22 protein-coding genes are annotated in these 20110 nt (G+C 61.5%); 15 read left to right on the top strand and 7 right to left on the bottom strand.

Going from position 1 to position 20110, the window contains the following annotated elements:
* Positions 1 to 7 precede the first annotated feature (7 nt).
* From G9X64_RS11375 to deoA, 5 genes are all read left to right on the top strand, one after another.
* Positions 8 to 979 (top strand): ABC transporter permease, encoded by a 972-nt coding sequence (locus tag G9X64_RS11375; protein ID WP_168312738.1) that lies wholly within the window; start codon positions 8 to 10, stop codon positions 977 to 979.
* A gap of 1 nt (position 980) precedes the next feature.
* Entirely contained in the window at positions 981 to 1370 is a 390-nt protein-coding gene (locus tag G9X64_RS11370; protein ID WP_168312737.1) for a cytidine deaminase, read from the top strand.
* Positions 1367 to 2167: a purine-nucleoside phosphorylase gene (locus G9X64_RS11365; protein WP_168312736.1), complete on the top strand. Its 801-nt coding sequence runs from the start codon at positions 1367 to 1369 to the stop codon at positions 2165 to 2167. The genes G9X64_RS11370 and G9X64_RS11365 overlap by 4 nt, the downstream gene beginning before the upstream one ends.
* Before the next feature lie 114 nt (positions 2168 to 2281).
* Complete coding sequence (gene deoC / locus G9X64_RS11360) at positions 2282 to 3058, top strand: deoxyribose-phosphate aldolase (RefSeq protein ID WP_168312735.1); 777 nt, start codon at positions 2282 to 2284, stop codon at positions 3056 to 3058.
* Between the two features lies 1 nt (position 3059).
* The gene (gene deoA / locus G9X64_RS11355; RefSeq protein WP_168312734.1) at positions 3060 to 4367 is read left to right on the top strand and encodes a thymidine phosphorylase; all 1308 of its coding nucleotides are present in this window, start codon (positions 3060 to 3062) and stop codon (positions 4365 to 4367) included.
* Between the two features lie 6 nt (positions 4368 to 4373).
* Here the strand turns inward: deoA and G9X64_RS11350 are convergent, their stop codons facing one another.
* The 7 genes from G9X64_RS11350 to G9X64_RS11320 all read right to left on the bottom strand — a co-directional run bounded on the left by G9X64_RS11350 (position 4374) and on the right by G9X64_RS11320 (position 9932).
* The gene (locus G9X64_RS11350; protein WP_168312733.1) at positions 4374 to 4943 is read right to left on the bottom strand and encodes a TIGR02281 family clan AA aspartic protease; all 570 of its coding nucleotides are present in this window, start codon (positions 4941 to 4943) and stop codon (positions 4374 to 4376) included.
* 125 nt (positions 4944 to 5068) lie between these two features.
* On the bottom strand, positions 5069 to 5698 hold the full coding sequence (upp, locus tag G9X64_RS11345; RefSeq protein ID WP_003544477.1) for a uracil phosphoribosyltransferase: 630 nt from the start codon (positions 5696 to 5698) through the stop codon (positions 5069 to 5071).
* Positions 5699 to 5801: 103 nt separating this feature from the next.
* Complete coding sequence (locus G9X64_RS11340) at positions 5802 to 6770, bottom strand: adenosine deaminase (protein ID WP_168312732.1); 969 nt, start codon at positions 6768 to 6770, stop codon at positions 5802 to 5804.
* Positions 6767 to 7987 carry a phosphopentomutase gene (locus G9X64_RS11335; RefSeq protein ID WP_168312731.1) on the bottom strand — a complete coding sequence of 407 codons (1221 nt, stop codon included), beginning with the start codon at positions 7985 to 7987 and terminating at the stop codon, positions 6767 to 6769. The genes G9X64_RS11340 and G9X64_RS11335 overlap by 4 nt, the downstream gene beginning before the upstream one ends.
* Before the next feature lie 208 nt (positions 7988 to 8195).
* Positions 8196 to 8777 carry a TadE/TadG family type IV pilus assembly protein gene (locus tag G9X64_RS11330; RefSeq protein ID WP_168312730.1) on the bottom strand — a complete coding sequence of 194 codons (582 nt, stop codon included), beginning with the start codon at positions 8775 to 8777 and terminating at the stop codon, positions 8196 to 8198.
* Positions 8777 to 9412, bottom strand: coding sequence for a TadE/TadG family type IV pilus assembly protein (locus tag G9X64_RS11325; RefSeq protein ID WP_168312729.1), 636 nt, complete (start codon positions 9410 to 9412; stop codon positions 8777 to 8779). The genes G9X64_RS11330 and G9X64_RS11325 overlap by 1 nt, the downstream gene beginning before the upstream one ends.
* A gap of 115 nt (positions 9413 to 9527) precedes the next feature.
* Positions 9528 to 9932, bottom strand: coding sequence for a pilus assembly protein N-terminal domain-containing protein (locus tag G9X64_RS11320; RefSeq protein WP_064653455.1), 405 nt, complete (start codon positions 9930 to 9932; stop codon positions 9528 to 9530).
* 379 nt (positions 9933 to 10311) lie between these two features.
* Between G9X64_RS11320 and G9X64_RS11315 the strand changes: the two genes are divergently transcribed.
* From G9X64_RS11315 to G9X64_RS11270, 10 genes are all read left to right on the top strand, one after another.
* Entirely contained in the window at positions 10312 to 10500 is a 189-nt protein-coding gene (locus G9X64_RS11315) for a Flp family type IVb pilin (protein WP_168312728.1), read from the top strand.
* Between the two features lie 122 nt (positions 10501 to 10622).
* Complete coding sequence (locus G9X64_RS11310) at positions 10623 to 11135, top strand: A24 family peptidase (protein WP_168312727.1); 513 nt, start codon at positions 10623 to 10625, stop codon at positions 11133 to 11135.
* A 110-nt stretch (positions 11136 to 11245) separates the two neighbouring features.
* Entirely contained in the window at positions 11246 to 12061 is an 816-nt protein-coding gene (gene cpaB, locus G9X64_RS11305) for a Flp pilus assembly protein CpaB (RefSeq protein ID WP_168312726.1), read from the top strand.
* A gap of 11 nt (positions 12062 to 12072) precedes the next feature.
* Positions 12073 to 13572, top strand: a complete 1500-nt coding sequence (locus G9X64_RS11300) for a type II and III secretion system protein family protein (protein ID WP_168312725.1) — start codon at positions 12073 to 12075, stop codon at positions 13570 to 13572.
* Positions 13569 to 14321, top strand: a complete 753-nt coding sequence (locus G9X64_RS11295; protein ID WP_171376576.1) for a CpaD family pilus assembly protein — start codon at positions 13569 to 13571, stop codon at positions 14319 to 14321. Before G9X64_RS11300 ends, G9X64_RS11295 begins: the two co-directional genes overlap by 4 nt.
* A gap of 14 nt (positions 14322 to 14335) precedes the next feature.
* Positions 14336 to 15613: a CpaE/TadZ family protein gene (locus tag G9X64_RS11290; RefSeq protein ID WP_077977208.1), complete on the top strand. Its 1278-nt coding sequence runs from the start codon at positions 14336 to 14338 to the stop codon at positions 15611 to 15613.
* Positions 15614 to 15745: 132 nt separating this feature from the next.
* Positions 15746 to 17221 carry a TadA family conjugal transfer-associated ATPase gene (locus G9X64_RS11285; RefSeq protein ID WP_171376575.1) on the top strand — a complete coding sequence of 492 codons (1476 nt, stop codon included), beginning with the start codon at positions 15746 to 15748 and terminating at the stop codon, positions 17219 to 17221.
* Between the two features lie 5 nt (positions 17222 to 17226).
* A complete protein-coding gene (locus tag G9X64_RS11280) occupies positions 17227 to 18228 on the top strand; it encodes a type II secretion system F family protein (RefSeq protein WP_171376574.1) in 1002 nt (333 codons plus the stop codon).
* A gap of 15 nt (positions 18229 to 18243) precedes the next feature.
* On the top strand, positions 18244 to 19230 hold the full coding sequence (locus tag G9X64_RS11275) for a type II secretion system F family protein (protein WP_020052420.1): 987 nt from the start codon (positions 18244 to 18246) through the stop codon (positions 19228 to 19230).
* Positions 19231 to 19422: 192 nt separating this feature from the next.
* Positions 19423 to 20055: a LysE family translocator gene (locus G9X64_RS11270; RefSeq protein WP_171376573.1), complete on the top strand. Its 633-nt coding sequence runs from the start codon at positions 19423 to 19425 to the stop codon at positions 20053 to 20055.
* The last annotated feature ends 55 nt before the right edge of the window (positions 20056 to 20110 follow it).

Here is a 20110-nt window from a genome sequence, read left to right as displayed (position 1 = left end):
GCGGGCGATGGATTATTATGACATCTTCATCAGCGTTCTGAGTTCGACCATCCGCCTGTCGATCCCGCTGATCTTCACTGCCCTTGCTGGTCTGTTTTCGGAACGCGCCGGTATCTTCGATATCGGCCTCGAGGGCAAGATGCTGGGCTCGGCCTTTGCCGCCGCCTGCGTTGCCTATCTCACCGATTCGGCCTGGCTCGGACTTGGTGCCGGCATCGTCTGTTCGGTGGCGCTGAGCCTGGTGCACGGCTTTGCCTCGATCACCAACCGCGGCAACCAGATTGTGTCAGGTGTGGCAATCAACTTCTTCATCGCCGGCATCACCATCGTCCTTGGTCAGGCCTGGTTCGGCCAGGGCGGACGCACGCCGCAGCTGGCGCCGGATTCGCGCTTTGCCCCGATCATCCTGCCGGGTGCCGATGCCGCCCGCGACATACCGATCATCGGCCCGCTTTATGCCAATGTCATATCCGGCAACAATATCCTCACCTACCTCGCCTTCCTCGCCGTGCCGTTTTCCTGGTGGGTGCTTTACCGCACACGTTTCGGCCTGCGGCTGCGCGCCGTCGGCGAAAATCCGGGCGCGGTCGATACGGCCGGTATTTCCGTTGCCTGGCTGCGCTACCGCGCCGTCATGTGCGCCGGTATTCTCTGCGGCTTTGCCGGCACCTATCTGGCCATCGCCCAGTCCGCCGCCTTCATCAAGGACATGTCGGCCGGCAAGGGTTATATCGCGCTCGCAGCTCTCGTCTTTGCCAAGTGGAAGCCGGTGCCTGTCATGTTTGCCTGCCTGCTCTTCGGCTTCCTCGATGCGCTGGCAAACTTCATGCAGGGCAAGCAGGTGCCGCTGATCGGCGAAGTGCCGGTTCAAGTCTTCCAGGCGCTACCCTATGTCCTCACCTGCGTCCTGCTTGCCGGCTTCATCGGCGTCGCAACCCCGCCGAAAGCTGGTGGCGTGCCCTATACGAAGGAGCGTTGATATGTCTCACGATCTGTTCGAAGCCGCCCGCGGCGCAATGGCCTTTGCCCATGCGCCCTATTCGAAATTCCCGGTCGGCGCGGCGATCCGCGCCGAGGACGGCAAGGTCTATACCGGCGCCAACATCGAAAACCTCTCCTTTCCGCAAGGATGGTGCGCCGAGCCGACGGCGATCGGCGCCATGATCATGGGCGGCGCAAGGAAGATCGTCGAAATGGCGGTCATTGCCGAGAAGCTGCCGCTCTGTCCGCCCTGCGGCGGCTGCCGCCAGAAGATCTCCGAATTCGCCTCCAAGGAGACGAAGATCTACCTTTGCGATGAAGCCGGCGTGAAGAAGACCATGACGATGGAAGAGCTTCTTCCCTTCAGCTTCGAGACCGAACTCGGATGAAGGCGACGGTCAACCTGCTCGCCGCATTGCTCGGCAGCATCAAGCCGCGCCACGGCATCGTGCTCGGCTCCGGTCTAGGCTCCCTCGTCGGTGCGCTCGAGGGCGCCGTGCGTGTTCCCTATCGCGACCTGCCGGGCTTTCCCGTCAGCGCCGTCTCCGGCCATGCAGGCGAAGTCGTCGCCGGCCGCTTAGGCGGCGTGCCCGTCGTCATGCTCTCCGGCCGCGTGCATTATTACGAGAAGGGCGATGCCAACGCCATGCGCCTGCCGATCGAGGTGCTGAAGGCACTCGGCGTCGAAGCGCTGATCTTGACCAATTCGGCCGGATCGCTGCGCGATGACCTGCCGCCCGGTTCGGTGATGCAGATCACCGATCACATCAACTATTCCGGCATGAATCCGCTGATCGGCGAGGAAAGCGATCACCGTTTCGTCGGCATGACCAATGCCTATGATGCGGAGCTTGCTGCGGCGATGCAGAGGGCAGCGGCGAAGCTTAGAATCGAGCTGGCGCAGGGCGTCTATATGTGGTTCTCCGGTCCAAGCTTTGAAACGCCGGCGGAAATCCGCATGGCGCGCATCCTCGGTGCTGATGCCGTCGGCATGTCGACGGTGCCCGAGGTCATCATCGCAAGAATGCTGGGCCTGAGGGTTGCGGCCGCCTCCGTCATCACCAACTATGGGGCAGGCATGACCGGCAATGAGCTCAGCCATGAAGAAACCAAGGACATGGCGCCCATCGGCGGCGCCCGTCTCGCCGCCATATTGAAAGATATGATTGCGGCTGGAACAGGATGATTTCAGGCCGGGTCGGCCTAAAATCTGAATCCTGTTCTACATTATAGAGTTGGAACATGATGTCGTCCGAAAACCGCTCATACTTTTCGGCATCATGCTCGAGAGGAAGCGAAGATGAATAGCCATTCCAACCGGGAGACGGCGGCTGTCGCCCTTTCTCTTCTCGATCTCACCAACTTGAAGGATGATTGCACCGAGGCGCAGATCGATGCGCTCTGCGCCCGCGCGCAGACGCCCTACGGCAACAGCGCTGCGATCTGCATCTGGCCGCGATTCGTCGCCCAAGCCCGCAACATCCTCGGCACCGGGCACGCCGTGCGTATCGCGACCGTCGTCAACCTCCCCTCCGGCGATATGGAAGTAGCCGATGTCGCCGCTGAAGCACGCGAGGCGATTGCCGATGGCGCCGATGAGATCGATCTGGTCATCCCCTACCGCAAGCTGCTCGCCGGCAATGAGAAGGCGGTGACCGACATGGTCAAGACCGTGCGCGCCGAATGCGCCGGCCCCGTCCTGCTGAAGGTCATCATCGAGACTGGCGAGCTGAAGGATGCCGCATTGATCCGCCGTGCCTCCGAACTCGCCATCGAAGCCGGCGCCGATTTCATCAAGACCTCGACCGGCAAGGTCGCCGTCAATGCGACGCTCGAAGCCGCCGACATCATGATCCGCGCTATCCGCGAGAGCGGCCGCAAGGTCGGCTTCAAGCCGGCCGGCGGCATCGGCTCGGTGGCCGATGCCGCACTCTATCTGAGCCTTGCCGAAACCATCATGACACCGGACTGGGCGATGCCGTCGACGTTCCGCTTCGGCGCTTCCGACCTACTCGACGATATCCTGGCGGTTCTGAGCGGAACACAGGCGGCACCCGCTGCAGCATCGAGCTACTGAAATGATTCCGCAGGAGATCATTCGGCGCAAGCGCGATGGCGACGAACTTGACGCCGCCGAGATCAGCTCCTTCATTGCTGCGCTCGCTGCCGGTCGATTGTCGGAAGGCCAGATCGGCGCATTCGCCATGGCCGTCTGGTTCAAGGGCATGTCACGGGCCGAAATCGTGGCCTTGACGCTGGCGATGGCCGATTCCGGTGACAGGCTGCAATGGGCCGATATCGATCGCCCGATCGCCGACAAACATTCGACCGGCGGCGTCGGCGACAATGTTTCGCTGATGCTGGCGCCGATCGCCGCCGCCTGCGGCCTCGCCGTTCCGATGATCTCCGGGCGCGGCCTCGGCCATACCGGCGGCACGCTGGATAAGCTCGAATCCATTCCCGGCTATATGATCACCCCGGATGCGAACCTGTTCCACAAGGTCGTGAAGGAGGCGGGATGCGCCATCATCGGCCAGACCGGCACTTTGGCGCCCGCCGACGGCAGGCTCTATGCCGTGCGCGACGTGACCGCCACCGTCGATTCCATTCCCCTCATCACCGCCTCGATCCTCTCGAAGAAACTTGCGGCGGGGCTTCAGACGCTGGTGCTTGACGTCAAGGTCGGCAACGGCGCCTTCATGGCGGATCGCGGCCAGGCAGAGATCCTCGCGAAGTCGCTGGTCGAGGTCGCCAATGGCGCCGGGGTGAAGACTTCGGCCTTGATCACCGACATGAACCAGCCGCTTGCCGATAGTGCCGGCAATGCCGTCGAGATGCGCAACTGCCTGGATTTCCTGGCGGGTAGAAAGGCAGACACGCGGCTTGAGACCGTCGTTCTTGCCTTCGCCGCCGAGATGCTGGTGAAATCCGGCATCGCCGCTTCGCCCGATGAAGCAGAGAGGATGGCGCGTCAGGCCCTGTCATCGGGAAAGGCGGCAGAGGTCTTCGCGCGCATGGTATCGATGCTCGGAGGCCCGGGCGATCTCATCGAAAACCCTGACCGATACCTGGCCAGGGCGCCGGTCGAAAAGCCTGTTCCGGCCGCCCGGTCCGGCTGGCTTGCCGCCTGCGATACGCGTGGTATCGGCGTCAGCGTCATCGACCTCGGCGGCGGAAGACGCCATCCGGCAGACCGGATCGATCATCGCGTCGGCTTTTCCGAACTCCTGCCGCTCGGCACCCGCGTCAATGCCGGCGAACCGATCGCGATGGTTCACGCCGCCGACGAAGCCGCGGCGGAAAGGGCGGCTGCGGGACTTGCCGCGCACTACCGCATTACCGAGGACAAGCCGGAGCTGACACCGGTCATTGCGGGCCTGATCTGACGCGGTTTACTGCTTGAGGCTGAGCGAACCGTCGGCGACGGAATAGGAGGCGAGCTTCTGCAGGAAGCTCATGCCGACCAGCGTCGTCGTCAGCGAATTGTCCTTCAGGACGAAGGCTTCGACCTCACGCACGCGGATGCCGCCGATCTCGACCCGGTCGAGCGTCACGTGTGCTGCCTTCGTCTGGCCGTTCGCGGTATTCACCCCGTAGCGGAAATCGAGCTGGTTGGCGGTGTAGCCGAGCCGGCGGGCGAGCGTCTCGTTGAGCGCCACATAGGTGGCGCCGGTATCGATCAGACCCTGCACCGGCTTGCCGTTGATCTTGAAGCTGCCGGTATAGTGGCCCTGCGAATCGGCCTGCAGACGGATCGCATTGCTGCCGTAGACGGGCTCCGGTGCGACCGGCTGCTCGGTTTCGGTCGATACGAAATTGGCGGAGAGAGCGTCAGCGGGCTGCTGGCTGGTGCTTCCAAAGAAGGAAGGCACCTGTGTGGCGAGCGCTGCGGCGATGCTGGCGAATAGGACGGTACGCACGAGCATGAAACAGAAATCCTTCCTGTATAAACCCGGCTTCATGCAGGGCCTCATGCTCCAAGCTTGCTAAACCTCAAGTGCTGATAAGTTGCTAATGTCGACGCCAAAAGGCCCGGAATGAACCTCCGGGCCGTAAAGTCTTTCGATTTGGTAAAGGAAGGCTGAAACTACTTGGTGCCGTACATGCGGTCGCCAGCATCACCGAGGCCGGGCATGATGTAGCCCTTTTCGTTGAGATGACTGTCGATTGACGCGGTAAAGACCGGAACATCGGGATGCGCGGCGCGGAAGTTGCGGATGCCTTCCGGGGCGGCAAGCAGGCAGAGGAAGCGGATATTGTGGGCGCCGCGTTCCTTGAGCTTGTCGATCGCCGCGATCGAGGAATTGCCGGTCGCAAGCATCGGGTCGACGACGATGATCAGCCGCTCGGCCACGTCTTCCGGCGCCTTGAAGTAATATTCGACCGGCTGCAGCGTCTCGTGGTCGCGGTAGACGCCGATATGCGAGACGCGCGCGGAAGGCACGAGATCGAGCATGCCTTCGAGCAGCCCGTTGCCGGCGCGTAGGATCGAGGCGAAGACCAGCTTCTTGCCCTCGAGGATCGGCGATTCCATCGTTTGCAGCGGCGTCTCGATCGTTTCCATCGTCAGTTCGAGGTCTCGGGTGACCTCGTAACAAAGCAGCGTCGAGATTTCGCGCAGCAAGCGCCGGAAACTTCCCGTCGATGTCTCCTTGCGCCGCATGATGGTGAGCTTGTGCTGCACAAGCGGATGATCGATGACCGTGACGCCGTCCATGGGGAAGCCTTTCATTCTTTCTATCGAATGTTTCTTTCACGGAAATCGGCTGGACCGCAAGAGTGGCGGTCAATTTGCGCCGATCATCCCCAGTCTCTAGCCCTCAAATTCGGGCGAGCAGGGCCTTGCGTGTCTCATCGTCGACGAAGGCCGCTTCAATCGCCGTGCGCGTCATGGCATCGATCTCGGCGTCGCTGAAGCCGAAAGTCCCGGCCGCAAGTTCGTATTCCCGCTTGAGCGAGGTATGAAAGAAAGGCGGATCATCCGAGCTGATCGTCACCCGCACGCCTGCTTCCTTCAGCCGGCGCAGCGGATGGGACGCGAAATCGGGAAAGACCCCGAGCGCGATATTGGAGCCTGGGCAGATCTCGAGCACGGTGCCGAGATCGGCAAGCCGCGTTACCAGATCGAGATCCTCGATGGCGCGTACGCCGTGGCCGATGCGCGAGGGGCGCACGGCATCGAGCGCGTCGGCGACGCTGAAGGCGCCGCAGACCTCGCCGGCATGGATGGTGAGCCCGAGGCCGGCATCGCGGGCGATATCGAAGGCGCGGGCATAATCGGCCACACGGCCCATGCGCTCCTCGCCGGCAAGGTTGAAGCCGGTAATCAAAGGATTGCCGGCCTTTGCCGCATATTCGGCAGCACCTATCACGCTCTCCGGACCGAAATGCCGCTCGCCGGTGACGATCAGCCGGGCCTCGATGCCGCTCTTTTCCCTGGCCCGCCGGATGCCTTCGCAGATACCTGATATGTAGGCATCGGCGCCCAGCCCGATGCGCTTGCCGTGGTCGGGCGAAACGATGAGCTCGCTGTAGATCGTATCGATGCCGGCGAGTTCGTCTAGATAGGTTTCGGTCAGCAGCGCATAGTCCTCCTCGGTCTTGTAGACCTCGGAAACCTTGTCGTAACATTCGAGGAAGCTTGCGAAATCATGCCAGACATAGGCTCCGTCGCGAAGCTCAGCGCTGATGTCGACGCCGTATTTCTGCGCCTGCGCCGCGGTCAGAGCTGGAGGTGCCGCACCCTCCAGATGGCAGTGCAGTTCGACCTTCTTCAAATGCGATGTCACAGAAAACTCCTTCCGTGCGCTCCGGCCGGAATGCCGAGATGCCGGGCGATGCTCTCGCCGATATCGGCATAGCTGCGGCGCACGCCGATCGAACGCGACCGGATGCCAGGTCCATAGGCGATGACAGGCACGCGCTCGCGCGTATGGTCCGTGCCGCGCCAGGTCGGATCGCAGCCGTGATCGGCGGTGAGCACGACAAGATCGCCGGGCTTCAGTTTCCTGTGAACGTCGGGCAAGCGTGCATCGAAAGCTTCGAGTGCCGCGGCATAACCCGGCACGTCGCGGCGATGGCCGTAGATCATGTCGAAATCGACGAAATTGGTGAAAACGAGATCGCCATCCTCAGCCTCATCGATCGTCGAGAGCGACGCATCCATCAGCGCCTCGTTGCCATTTGCCTTGATGACCCTGGAAATGCCCTGATGCGCGAAGATGTCGCCGATCTTTCCCACAGCATGCACCTGCCGGCCGTGCTCGATCAGCCGGTCGAGCAGCGTCGGCTCCGGCGGCAGCACGGAGAAGTCGCGCCGGTTTCCGGTGCGCTGGAAAGTGGAGGCCGACTGGCCTATGAAAGGCCGGGCGATGACGCGGCCGATATTGTAGGGATCGAGCAGCCCCCGGGCCAAACGGCAGAAGGCGAGCAGGCGATCGAGACCGAAATGCACCTCGTGCGCCGCGACCTGGAAGACGGAATCCGAGGAGGTGTAGCAGATCGGCTTGCCGGTGCGGATATGTTCCTCGCCGAGCCGGGCGATGATCTCCGTTCCCGAGGCATGGCAATTGCCGAGAATGCCCGGGACGTCAGCCTCCCTGCACAATGCCTCGATAAATTCCTGAGGAAAGGCGTCTCCCTCCGTCGGGAAATAACCCCAATCGAAACTGACAGGTGTTCCCGCGATCTCCCAATGGCCCGACGGCGTATCCTTGCCGCGGGAAATTTCGGTGGCGGCGCCATAAATGCCGTAAACCTTCTCCGGGACGGGCATTCCGGCCGGAAACCGGCCGGAGGCGGACCGCGCGATCTGCATCAGCCCGAGTTCCGACATGTTGGGCAGGGAAAGCGGCCCTTCGCGCAATCCGGCGCGGTCTGCGGCTCCGGCTGCGCAGAACTCGGCGATATGGCCAAGCGTATCGGCGCCCTCGTCGCCATAGGCCGCCGCATCCGGCGCTCCGCCGACGCCGAAGGAATCCAGAACAAAAAGAAAGGCACGCGCCATTTTACACCCGAGAGAGCCGATCGCCGGCCTCTGCAATATCGGAGGCGGCTGAGATCCAGCCATATAATGCCGCGGCCGGCTTGGCAAATTACAGCGCCGCGCGTCTTTTTCAGACGCGCAAAGGACGCTGTAACACTTTGAATTACCGCATAACTCCCCAATCGATTTCGATTGAGGGAGTTATGCGGCAGAAGAGCGGGAAGGGCCGTCAGCAGTCGCCGCAGGAGATCGAGTCGCCTTGCCGCTGGCGGTAGAAATAACTGCGGCTGATGGTGATCGTGCGCATGCCATCCGGCATGAAGTTCGGGGCGAACAGGAACATCGTATAGGGGATGCTGAGCTCGGTGCGGACCAGGAAACTGTTCGCCGTCTTCATATCAGACGGCAGGTCGCTCACCGCGGCGTTCTTGGCATAGGGCACCGTCCCGTCTTGCGCCCAGGACCAGAGCACTTTCGCATTGGCGCCGGCGTCGATGCTAATCCCGGTGATCTTCATCGTCAGCGACGTCGTGTTGTAGGGCAGGAAGATTGCGTTTGCGACCGATGGCATTTGCGCAAGCGCACTCTTGGTGACGGATTGCTGCTGGGTGACGAGGTCGGCCACCGTTCCTGCGGCGCGTGTCACGCGCTTGCTGACACTAAGGCCGACCGTGATCTCGAAAGCGCCGATATAGAGCATGACCAGCACAGGAAAGAGGATCGCGAATTCGATCGCTCCGGCGCCCTTGCGGTCGCGCGCCAGCCGCCGCACCGTCAGGACAAATCTGGTGAACGGATTGCGCAACGCCATTATGGATACTGCTCGTTCTGGAAGGCCGCGGTCCCGACGATCAGATATTGTCGCGGCATCGAAGCGTCGGCGGGACGTATCGTGGTGATGTAAGGCCGAACCAGATCTGCGGTGATGTCCCAGCGATAGTAGGCGCGCAGCATGTTGATGGTGCCGGCGCCGCCCGGCGTAAATCTGAAGGCCGCCGGGTTGATGTCGGCATATTTGTCGGTGGAAACTTTGGGGATCGTCGTCGGAATGGCCGAGAAGGTGCTGAACGTCTGCACATCCAGGTACAGCTTGCTCGGCGTGGCGACCTCGGTCGCCGAGCAGCGGATCAGGATCGAGATCTCATCGCAGAAAGCCTGGCGGAATTGCGCCTGGTTCATATCGGTCGTGCGGCCGAGATTATAGGTGATCTGCCCGGTTCGCATCCGGCGGCTCATCGTATCGACGGCATTGGAGACGAGTTCCTCGGCGGCGAAGGCGACGAAAGTTTCGAGGATTGCGAAAATCACCAGGAAATAGGGAATGGCGAGCAGGGCGAATTCGATCGCCGCAGCACCCTCGCGCGAGCGGGCGAGAGCGCGAAACCGTAAGAAACGGAACGGCACGAAAGCGCGCCCCTTATCCGTCTGCTGATCAATTACCGTCATTGCCTGGATCCGAGCGACATTTTCCAGTCGTCAGACTAAGGTCCGTTCGTTGATTTTCCGTTTCAACCTGACACGACGATTTTAACGAATGGTCGAGGAAGTTGAAAAGAGAACGTTAGGGTGAGCCCGCGGTCGCTTGCTGCGCATGCTGCTCGCAGTTCGGCGTGCAGGATAGCACGGAGCGCTGGGTCTGCCGGTAGACGCGCACCGTATTGCCCTCGTCGATCGACACCAGGATGCGTTCGTCGAGGATTGCGTTGCCGTCAGCATCGAGGAGAACCAGATTGGTGGTGCCGAAGCTGCGTCCCGTGAGCACGATGGTCTTGGCGTCGGCAACGGTCGCATCGGCGACTGCGGCATTGCCGACAATCACCTTGCTGACAGGGCGATCGAGCTTCAGCACGCGCGCGTGATCCATGTAGACACGCAACATGTCATCGTCTGCGGCTGCGGACACTCCCGAAATACCGAATACGGCGATCATGCCGGCAAAGAAAATGGTTTTGCCGCTCGATGACATTGGGTCCTCTTTCACGATCACAGCGCAATATCCGCATAGAATGGAAAAAATTGGTGAACGAAGCCTTAAGCCTACCACTCTGTTCCGGGATGAGGCGCAATGATCCGATTTGGTACGGCTTCGGCCGGCGCACGCCTCGGTTAGGAACAGGATATGCGCTATTTCCGGATGAATGCAGCGGTTATTCTACGAATATCGTTAAATATTGAACTAAGCTGATAAGAAAATACTGACTCTACAGGGGCATATTGTCTCCTTCACATGCCGTTAACTCTTTTCCTTAAGCCGATGGAAACGGCCATTCGCTAGGTTGCAGTCATCCGATCAACGGCAAACAGTTGGCGGACGTGCTGAACATCAACTGGAGTTAGGAGTTACCATGACCAAGCTTTTTAGCCGTTTTCTGAAGGACGAATCCGGCGCGACCGCAATCGAATACGGCCTGATCGCTGCTCTCATTTCCGTAGCGCTCATCACTGGCGCAACGACCCTCGGCGAAAAGATCGGCAACACGTTTAACGGCTTGAGCACCAAGATGACGGGCGCTCAGACCGCAAGTGGCGGCTAAGTCAAGTATCGTCAGAACGGCATTCGAATGCCGGCCGGATTTGCTCTGGCCGAACTATCGGGCGGGCTCACAGGCTGAACGGCCGTGAGCCTTTTCGCATCAAGTCACGATCGGGTATGAGCATGATCGCAGCCGCAGTTTTCCTGATACTGCCACTCTGCCTTGCGATGGCGGCGTTCTCCGATCTGTTCACCATGACGATCCCGAACCGCATTTCCGTGATCCTGATCGCCTCTTTCCTCGTCCTCGCGCCGTTCTCCGGCTTGGGACTGGAAATGATCGGCATGCATCTTTCCGGCGCCGCCATCGTCTTCAGCGCCTGCTTTGCTCTTTTCGCCTTCAACGTGATGGGCGGCGGCGACGCCAAGCTGTTGAGCGCCACCGCGCTCTGGTTCGGTCTGAACGAATCCCTGCTTTTCCTGATGACCGACGTCGCCATGATCGGCGGCCTCATCACCTTGCTGATCCTGCTGGTGAGAGCGCAATCGGACACCATCCTGGCCATCGGCCTGCCGGTGCCGAACTCGGTCCTGCTCGCCAAGAAGATCCCCTATGGCATTGCCATCGCCATCGGCGGCTACATGGCCTTCCCGTCCTCACCGATCTTCATCGCTGCGCTGGAAAGCCTGAAATAACGGCATTTTAAATGCCCGTTAACTTAAAATGTAAGCATTCCATTAACCATAATTATACCAATTGCTGAGCATCCTACAGGGCGAACATATAGTGCCCTGAGGAATGATCGATGAAACCGGCCCGCCTTATAATCCTAGCTGTCGCCGTGGCGGCAGCCGGCCTTGCCGGCCTCCTGGCAATGCAAATGGCGGGCAGTGGCGGTGTCGTCACCCAGGTCCGCTCGGTCGTCGAGAAGGAACCGACCGTCAACGTCCTCGTCTCGAGCGCCAATCTGGCGGTTGGCGAAAGGCTGAGCGACCAGTCGGTGCATTGGATGGCCTGGCCGCAGGGCGGCGTCGTCCCCGGCCTCATCACCGAAGCCGACAAGCCGGATGCGATCAAGGATCTGCAGGGCGCCGTCGTGCGTCTGCCGATCTTCGAAGGCGAACCGATCCGGCCGGAAAAGGTCGCCGATTCCAGCAGTCGTATCCTCTCCTCGCTGTTACCGGCCGGCAAGCGCGCCGTCGCGACCGAGATATCGGTGGCAACCGGCGCCGGCGGTTTCATCCTGCCGAATGATCGCGTCGACGTCATCATGGTCCGCAAGGGCGCTGAGGCCGACAAGCTCATCACCGAAACCGTGCTAAGCAATGTCCGCGTCCTCGCCATCGACCAGCAGATCCAGGAAAAGGACGACGGCTCGAAATCGGTGGTCGGCACGACCGCGACGCTCGAACTCACGCCCGATCAAACGAAGGTCCTTGCCGTCGCCCAGCAGATGGCGGACCGGCTGTCGCTGGCGCTGCGCTCGGTCGCCGATGCGCAGGAGCAAGACACCAGTGCCGCCGACTATCTGCTGAGCGGCGACAACGGCAGTGCGATCATCCAGGTCATCAAATCGGGCGCCATCGTCACGGATGCCGGCGCCGCGCCGAAGGCGGAGTAAGGGACGTGCAAATGGGCAATTCAACGCGGCGCGCCGGACCTCTCCTGACAGGCTGCCTTTCGCTGGCAGTCGGCCTCTCAGGCATGGCGCCGGCCTCTTTCGCCCCGCTTTTCGGAGCAGGTGAGGCGCGCGCCGATTCCGATAGCCTGGTCCGGATCTCGCAGACCGGTTCCAATGCTCATCGTCGGCTGAAGCTCGGGCTCAATAAGGCCGTCGTCGTCGATCTGCCGGAGGATGCGCATGATATCCTCGTCTCCGATCCGACGATGGCCGATGCCGTGACCCGCACTTCGCGGCGCATCTACCTGTTCGGCAAGAAGGTCGGTCAGACGAATATCTTCGTCTTCGGCGCCGGTGGACAGGAGATCGTCAATCTCGATATCGAGATCGAACGCGACGTCTCCGGCCTCGAAGTCAATCTCCGCCGCTTCATTCGCGACTCCAATATCAACGTCGAAATCGTCTCCGACAACATCGTGCTGACCGGCACGGTGCGCACGCCACAGGATGCCACGCAGGCGGCCGATCTGGCGCAGGTTTTCCTCAAGGGCGGCGAGGCGACGACTAGAACCGAAACGGCATCCGGCACCGGCGGCGACAGCTCGGTGGCGCTCTTTGCCGAAGGTCGCCAGACCTCACAGGTCGTCAACCTCCTGCAGATCGAGGGCGAGGACCAGGTCACCCTCAAGGTAACCATCGCCGAGGTCCGCCGCGAGGTACTGAAGCAGCTCGGCTTCGACAATCTGGTTTCCAATTCCTCCGGTATGACGGTCGCCCAGCTCGGCAGTCCGAGCGCCGACAGCGCAACAGCGACGGTCGGCGGCGGCCTGGCGGCGCTCTTCAAGAGCTCGATCGGCAAATACGACATTTCGACTTACCTCAACGCGCTGGAACAGGCCAAGGTCGTCAAGACGCTCGCCGAACCGACGCTGACGGCGATATCGGGTCAGGCCGCGACCTTCAATTCCGGTGGCCAGCAGCTTTATTCGACGACCGACAGCGACGGCAACGTCACTGTCACGCCATTTAACTACGGTATCAGCCTCGCCTTCAAACCGGTCGTACTGTCATCGGGACGCATTGCTCTTGAAATCAAGACCAATGTTTCGGAGCCAGTGGCCGGCAGCGGCAACGCCACTTATCAGCGCCGGTCGGCCGAGACTTCGGTGGAGCTGCCCTCGGGCGGTTCGATCGCGCTGGCCGGCCTTATCCGCGACAATGTTTCCCAGACGATGGGCGGCACACCCGGCGTTTCGAAGATCCCGCTGCTCGGGACACTTTTCCGCCAGAAGGGGTTCGAGCGTCAGGAAACCGAACTCGTCATCATCGCAACACCCTATCTGGTGCGCCCGGTGGCGCGCAATCAGCTCAACCGGCCGGACGACAATTTCAGCCCTGAGAATGACGGTGCGACCTTCTTCCTCAACCGTGTCAACAAGGTCTATGGCCGCCGCGAGGCGCCCGTCGCCGATGCGCAGTTCCACGGCTCGATCGGGTTCATCTACAAATGAGCGGGGCGCGAGCGGCAGCGATGGCAGAAAACAGAGATCAGGCGATGGCCCATATGAATGCGATGACACCCCGCCTCGGACTCTCGAAGGCGGTTTTTGCCACGGTCGCCATTTCGGTGGCGATACTTTCCGGATGCGCCGGCCCGCATGACCAGCTGACGACCGGCGGCATTCCGGACGATTACCGCGCCCGCCACCCGATTATCGTCACGGAAGCGGAGCAGACGGTGGATATACCCGTCGCCTCCACCGATCGCCGCCTGACCATCGCCCAGCGCGACCTCATCCGCGGCTTTGCCGCAAACTACATCTCGCGCGCCTCGGGGCCGGTTTACGTGCTGTCGCCGCAAGGCTCGCCCAATTCGGCGGCAGCCTATCAGTTGCGCAATCAGGTCCGTGCCGAGCTGACATCGAGGGGGATCGCAAGCTCGAAAATCGTCAACACCTCCTATGTCGCGGTCGGTCCCGGCGATGCGGCCCCGATCCGGCTGAGCTTTACCGGCACCACCGCGGTCACCACGCAATGCGGTCAATGGCCGAAGGACATATCGAACGATTTGACCAACCAGAACTACTATAATTTCGGCTGCGCCTCGCAGAACAACCTTGCCGCCCAGATCGCCAATCCGGAGGATCTGGTGGCGCCCCGCGGCATGACCCCGATCGATGCGCAGCGGCGCAACAATGCGATCCAGGAATACCGGACGACGACGACGACGATCGAAGATGCCGGCGACGGCGGATTCTGAGGCGGAACGGAACGATGAGCGCGATCGAATACGAAATCAGGAATCCCAGCGAGCTTCGCAACGCCGAGGAGGCGGTGCGCATGGCGGATCTGGAAAACATGCGGCCGCTGCCGCGCATCTCTGTCCATGCCTTCTGCGAGAGCGAGGCCTTGCAGCATGTCATGGAACGCTGCGCCAATGATCGGCGCGTGGCGAAAGTCAGCATGCGCATCACCAGCGGCGGCATCGCCGCTGCCGCCAATATGTTTTCCGGCGCCCCGACGCCGAACCTCATCATCCTCGAGACCAAGGCGAATGCCGCGAACCTGCTCGGCGAACTCGCGCCGCTCGCCGCAGTCTGCGATCCGACGACCAAGGTCGTCATTATCGGCTATTACAACGATATCGGGCTTTACCGCGAGCTCATCCGCAACGGCATTTCCGAATATATGGTCCAGCCCGTCGCCATGCCCGATATCCTTACGGCGATGGCCTCGATCTTCGTCGATCCTGACGCCGAGCCGCTCGGCCGCAGCATCGCCTTTATCGGCTCGAAGGGCGGCACCGGCGCCTCGACCATCGCGCATAATTGCGCCTTCGGCATTTCCAATCTCTTCTCCACCGAGACGATCCTCGCCGATCTCGACCTGCCCTATGGCACGGCGAACATCGACTTCGACCAGGATCCGGCCCAGGGCATCGCCGAAGCGGTCTTCGCACCCGATCGTCTGGACGAGGTCTTCCTCGACCGGCTGCTGACGAAATGCTCCGAGCATCTGTCGCTGCTTGCTGCACCCTCGCTGCTCGACCGTGCCTATGATTTCGACGGCCAGGCCTTCCAGCCGGTGCTCGACGTCCTGCAGCGTAGCGCGCCCGTCACCGTGCTCGATGTTCCGCATGCATGGTCGGAATGGACGCGCTCGGTGCTATCGAGCGTCGACGAGGTGGTCATCGCAGCGGTTCCCGATCTCGCCAATCTGCGCAACGCCAAGAACATGCTGGACGCGCTGCGCAAGATGCGGCCGAACGACCGGCCGCCGCATCTCATCCTCAATCAGGTCGGTATGCCGAAACGGCCGGAGATTTCGCCGTCGGATTTTTGTGAGCCGCTGGAGATCGATCCGATCGCGATCATCCCCTTCGACATAAATCTCTTCGGCAACGCCGCCAACAGCGGCCGGATGATCTCCGAAGTCGACCCGAAGTCGCCGACGGCGGAAACCTTTTCGCAGATATCGCACATCGTCACCGGCCGTGTCGCGATCAAGAAGGCGAAGAAGGGCGGCCTGCTGGGCCTCCTGAAGCGCAAGTAGACGATGAGCAATTCCAGCAAAAGCGGGCAGCGGTTTTGCCTCCGGAATTGCGTGAAAACAAAAAGAGAGAGCATTTCCGTGACTCGGAGAGATCGGGAAATGCTCTAGAACGAGCAGATTGGATCGACTGGCATGTTTGGAAAACGCGGAAACGAAGGTTCCGGAAAGGTGGGAGGGGCGATTGCTCCGCCGCCGCCGGTTCCGGCCGCCGCCCCTGCGACCTCTTCCCCCTCCATTCTGGTCGAACCCTCGCGCGAGTCCGCACGCCAGCAGGCGACGCCGCCGCCGATGCAGACGCCGCAGCGCAAGCGCCCGGCCCGCACCGATGAATATTACGACACCAAGGCGCAGGTCTTTTCCGCGCTGATCGACACGATCGATCTCTCGCAGCTCTCCAAGCTCGACGGCGAAAGTGCGCGCGAGGAAATCCGCGACATCGTCAACGACATCATCACCATCAAGAACTTTGCGATGTCGATCTCCGAGCAGGAAGAACTGCTCGAGGATATCTGCAACGACGTCCTCGGCTACGGCCCGCTGGAGCCGCTGCTGGCGCGCGACGACATTGCCGACATCATGGTCAACGGCGCCGGCCAGACTTTCATCGAAGTCGGCGGTAAGACGATCGAATCCGAGATTCGCTTCCGCGACAATGCACAGCTTCTCTCGATCTGCCAGCGCATCGTCAGCCAGGTCGGCCGCCGCGTCGACGAATCGAGCCCGATCTGCGACGCCCGTCTGCCGGATGGTTCGCGCGTCAACGTCATCGCGCCGCCGCTGTCGATCGACGGGCCGGCGCTCACCATCCGCAAGTTCAAGAAGGACAAGCTGACGCTCGATCAACTCGTCCGTTTCGGCGCGATCACGCCGGAAGGCGCAACCGTGCTGCAGATCATCGGGCGCGTGCGCTGCAATGTCGTCATTTCAGGCGGCACCGGCTCGGGCAAAACCACGCTTCTGAACTGCCTCACCAATTATATCGACAGGGACGAGCGCGTCATCACCTGCGAGGATACGGCAGAACTGCAGTTGCAGCAGCCGCATGTCGTCCGTCTCGAAACGCGCCCGCCGAATATCGAAGGCGAGGGCGAGATCACCATGCGCGATCTCGTCAAGAACTGCCTGCGTATGCGTCCCGAGCGCATCATCGTCGGCGAAGTGCGCGGACCGGAGGTCTTCGACCTGCTGCAGGCGATGAATACCGGTCACGACGGCTCGATGGGCACCATCCACGCCAATACGCCGCGCGAATGCCTTAGCCGTATCGAATCGATGATCGCCATGGGTGGTTTCGCCCTGCCGGCAAAGACGGTGCGCGAGATCATCTCCAGCTCGGTCGACGTCGTCATTCAGGCGGCGCGCCTTCGCGACGGTTCGCGCCGCATCACCCAGATCACCGAGGTGATCGGCATGGAAGGCGACGTCATTATCACTCAGGATCTGATGCGCTACGAGATCGAAGGCGAGGATGCGAATGGCCGCCTGATCGGCCGGCATATGTCGACCGGCGTCGGCAAGCCGCATTTCTGGGATCGCGCCCGCTACTTCAATGAGGAAAAGCGTCTTGCCGCCGCCCTCGACGCGATGGAAGCGAAAACGAAGGAATAGGCGATATGTTCGGGTTCGATCCCATAGTCCTGGCAATAGTCGTCCTCGCCGCCGTCTCCGCGGCGGCGGTCGCCTATGCGCTGTTGTTTTCCAAGATCGAGGCCGACAAGAAATCGGCAAGCCGGATCAATCGTGTCAAATCGGCCGAAAGCGACCGGGTCAAGGTCAAGGCTGCCCGTGACCGGGTGCAGGAGCTGTCGAAGCGCCGTAAATCGGTGCAGGACAATCTGAAGGATCTGGAAAAGCGCCAGAAGACCAAGAAGACCGTGTCGATGAAATCGCGGCTGGTGCAGGCCGGCCTGACGATCACGGCGGCGAAATTCTATCTCATCAGTGCCGTCTTCGCCTCTCTTCTGATGCTTGTCGCCTTGGTCGTCGGCGCATCGTGGATGGTCATGGTCGGTATCGCCGTCGTTGCCGGTCTCGGCCTGCCGCGCTGGGTCGTCGGCTTCCTGATCAAGCGTCGCCAGACCAAGTTTTTGAACGAGCTCCCCAATGCGCTTGACGTCATCACGCGCTCGATCAAATCAGGCCTACCGCTCAACGATGCTATCCGCCTTATCGCCACCGAAGGCACCGAGCCTGTCAAGAGCGAGTTCCTGCGGGTGATCGAGGCGCAGCAGGTAGGCCTCAGCATTCCCGACGCCTGCGCCCGCATGACGATCCACATGCCGCTCCAGGAAGTCAACTTCTTCGCCATCGTCATCGCCATCCAGTCGCAGGCCGGCGGCAATTTGTCGGAAGCGATCGGCAACCTCTCCAAGGTGCTGCGCGAGCGCAGGAAGATGAAGGCCAAGGTCCAGGCGCTCTCGATGGAAGCCAAGGCGTCGGCCGTCATCATCGGGGCTCTGCCCTTCATCGTCGCGACCCTCGTCTACATGACGTCGCCGAACTACATGATGATCCTTTTCACCGATCCGCGCGGCCATTTCATCATGGGTGTCTCGGCGATCTGGATGTCGATCGGCATCTTCGTCATGCGCAACATGGTCAATTTTGACATCTAGCCGGAAGGAAGCACCATGTCGCAGGATCTTGCCGCAACGCTGACCAATCCGAGCATGCTGATCGCCCTTCTCGTCGCGATCGCCGTCTTCGCCACTTTTTACACGATTGCCGTTCCTTTCTTCGAGCGCGGCGACCTGAACAAGCGCATGAAGGCTGTTTCCACAGAGCGCGAGCAGATCCGTGCCCGCGAACGCGCCCGTATGAACACGGAAACCGGCGCCGGCAAGGCCTCGCTCAGGAGCCAGAACAATCGCTCGGTACGTCAGATCGTCGAGCGCTTCAACCTGCGCAAGGCGCTGGTCGACGAAAACACGGTCAACAAGCTGCGTGCCGCCGGCTTCCGTTCGGAGAATGCGCTGAATACCTTCCTCGTGGCACGTTTCCTGCTGCCTTTCCTTTTCCTGGCGCTTGCTGCCTTCTGGGTCTTCGGCCTCGGCAATCTCGCCGAAAAGGGCACGCCGATCCGCCTCTTCGCCGTCATCGGCGTCGGTTATCTCGGCTTCTATGCGCCGAACATCTATATCTCCAACCGTATGGGCAAGCGCCAGCACTCGATCAAGCGCGCCTGGCCGGATGCGTTGGACCTGATGCTGATCTGCGTCGAATCCGGCATCTCGATCGAGGCCGCGATGCGCCGTGTGTCGGAAGAACTCGGCGAGCAGTCGCCGGCGCTCGCCGAGGAGATGGTGCTGACCACAGCCGAGCTCTCCTTCCTGCCGGATCGCCGCGTGGCGCTCGAAAATCTCGCCACCCGCACCCAGATCGAGCTGGTGCGTTCGGTGACTCAGGCGCTGATCCAGGCCGATCGCTACGGCACGCCGGTCGCGCAGGCGTTGCGCGTTCTCGCCCAGGAAGGACGCGACGAGCGCATGAACGAAGCGGAAAAGAAGGCGGCCGCGCTGCCGCCGAAACTGACGGTGCCGATGATCCTGTTCTTCCTGCCGGTGCTGATCGCCGTTATTCTCGGTCCGGCCGGCATTCAGGTGGCAGACAAATTCTGAAGGTTGCGCCGGCCCCGGAAAGCGGATGCCGCCTTCGGCAGAGACGATGTTGCCTCGAAGACGGTCCGATCTGCAGCTTCAAACACGCGTGACCGCCGCCGGCATAGCTGGTAAATGGGATGGACGACCATCAGCGCGCGGATGCAAGCGCAGTGCCCTTGGCGCTCGTTCAATCCAAGAGAGAGGTTTCCGATGTCTTCTGCCGGCATTTTCATCAGCATCATGGCAGCCTTGGCCGTCGGCGCGATGAGCCCCGGCCCGAGCTTCGTCGTCGTCTCCAGGATCGCTATCTCGCGTTCCAGGCTGGATGGCCTTGCGGCCGCACTCGGCATGGGCGCCGGCGGTGTCGTTTTTGCCGTGCTGGCGCTGGCCGGGCTGACGGCGCTGCTGTCTCAGTTCGAATGGCTCTATGTCCTGCTAAAGGTCGCAGGCGGCGCCTATCTCGTCTATATCGCGGTCAATATCTGGAGGAGCGCCGGTGAGCCGCTCGAAGTCGCTGACGCCGTCAACGGCAACCGTGCGCTGAGATTGAGCTTCATGACTGCGCTGCTGACCCAGCTCAGCAACCCGAAAACCATCATCGTCTATGCCAGCCTCTTTGCGGCACTTCTGCCGAGAACGGTGCCCCTCGATCTCATCGTCGCGCTGCCGCTCGGCGTCTTTGCCGTGGAGGCGGGGTGGTATTCGATCGTGGCCTTCGCTTTTTCGGCCCGCCATCCGCGGCGCCTCTATCTTGCCGCCAAGGGCTGGATCGACCGGGCCGCCGGTGCCGTCATGGGCGGCCTGGGTTTGCGTCTCATTCTTTCGGGCCTGAGCGCCCGCTAGGAGCTGTGGACACTTATCTGAGCCATAGGATTGTTGCGGCCAAAGCGAGCATGGC

The organism is Rhizobium sophorae, assembly GCF_013087515.1.
GTDB lineage: Bacteria > Pseudomonadota > Alphaproteobacteria > Rhizobiales > Rhizobiaceae > Rhizobium > Rhizobium sophorae.
This window is presented reverse-complemented; position numbering and strand designations above follow the sequence as displayed.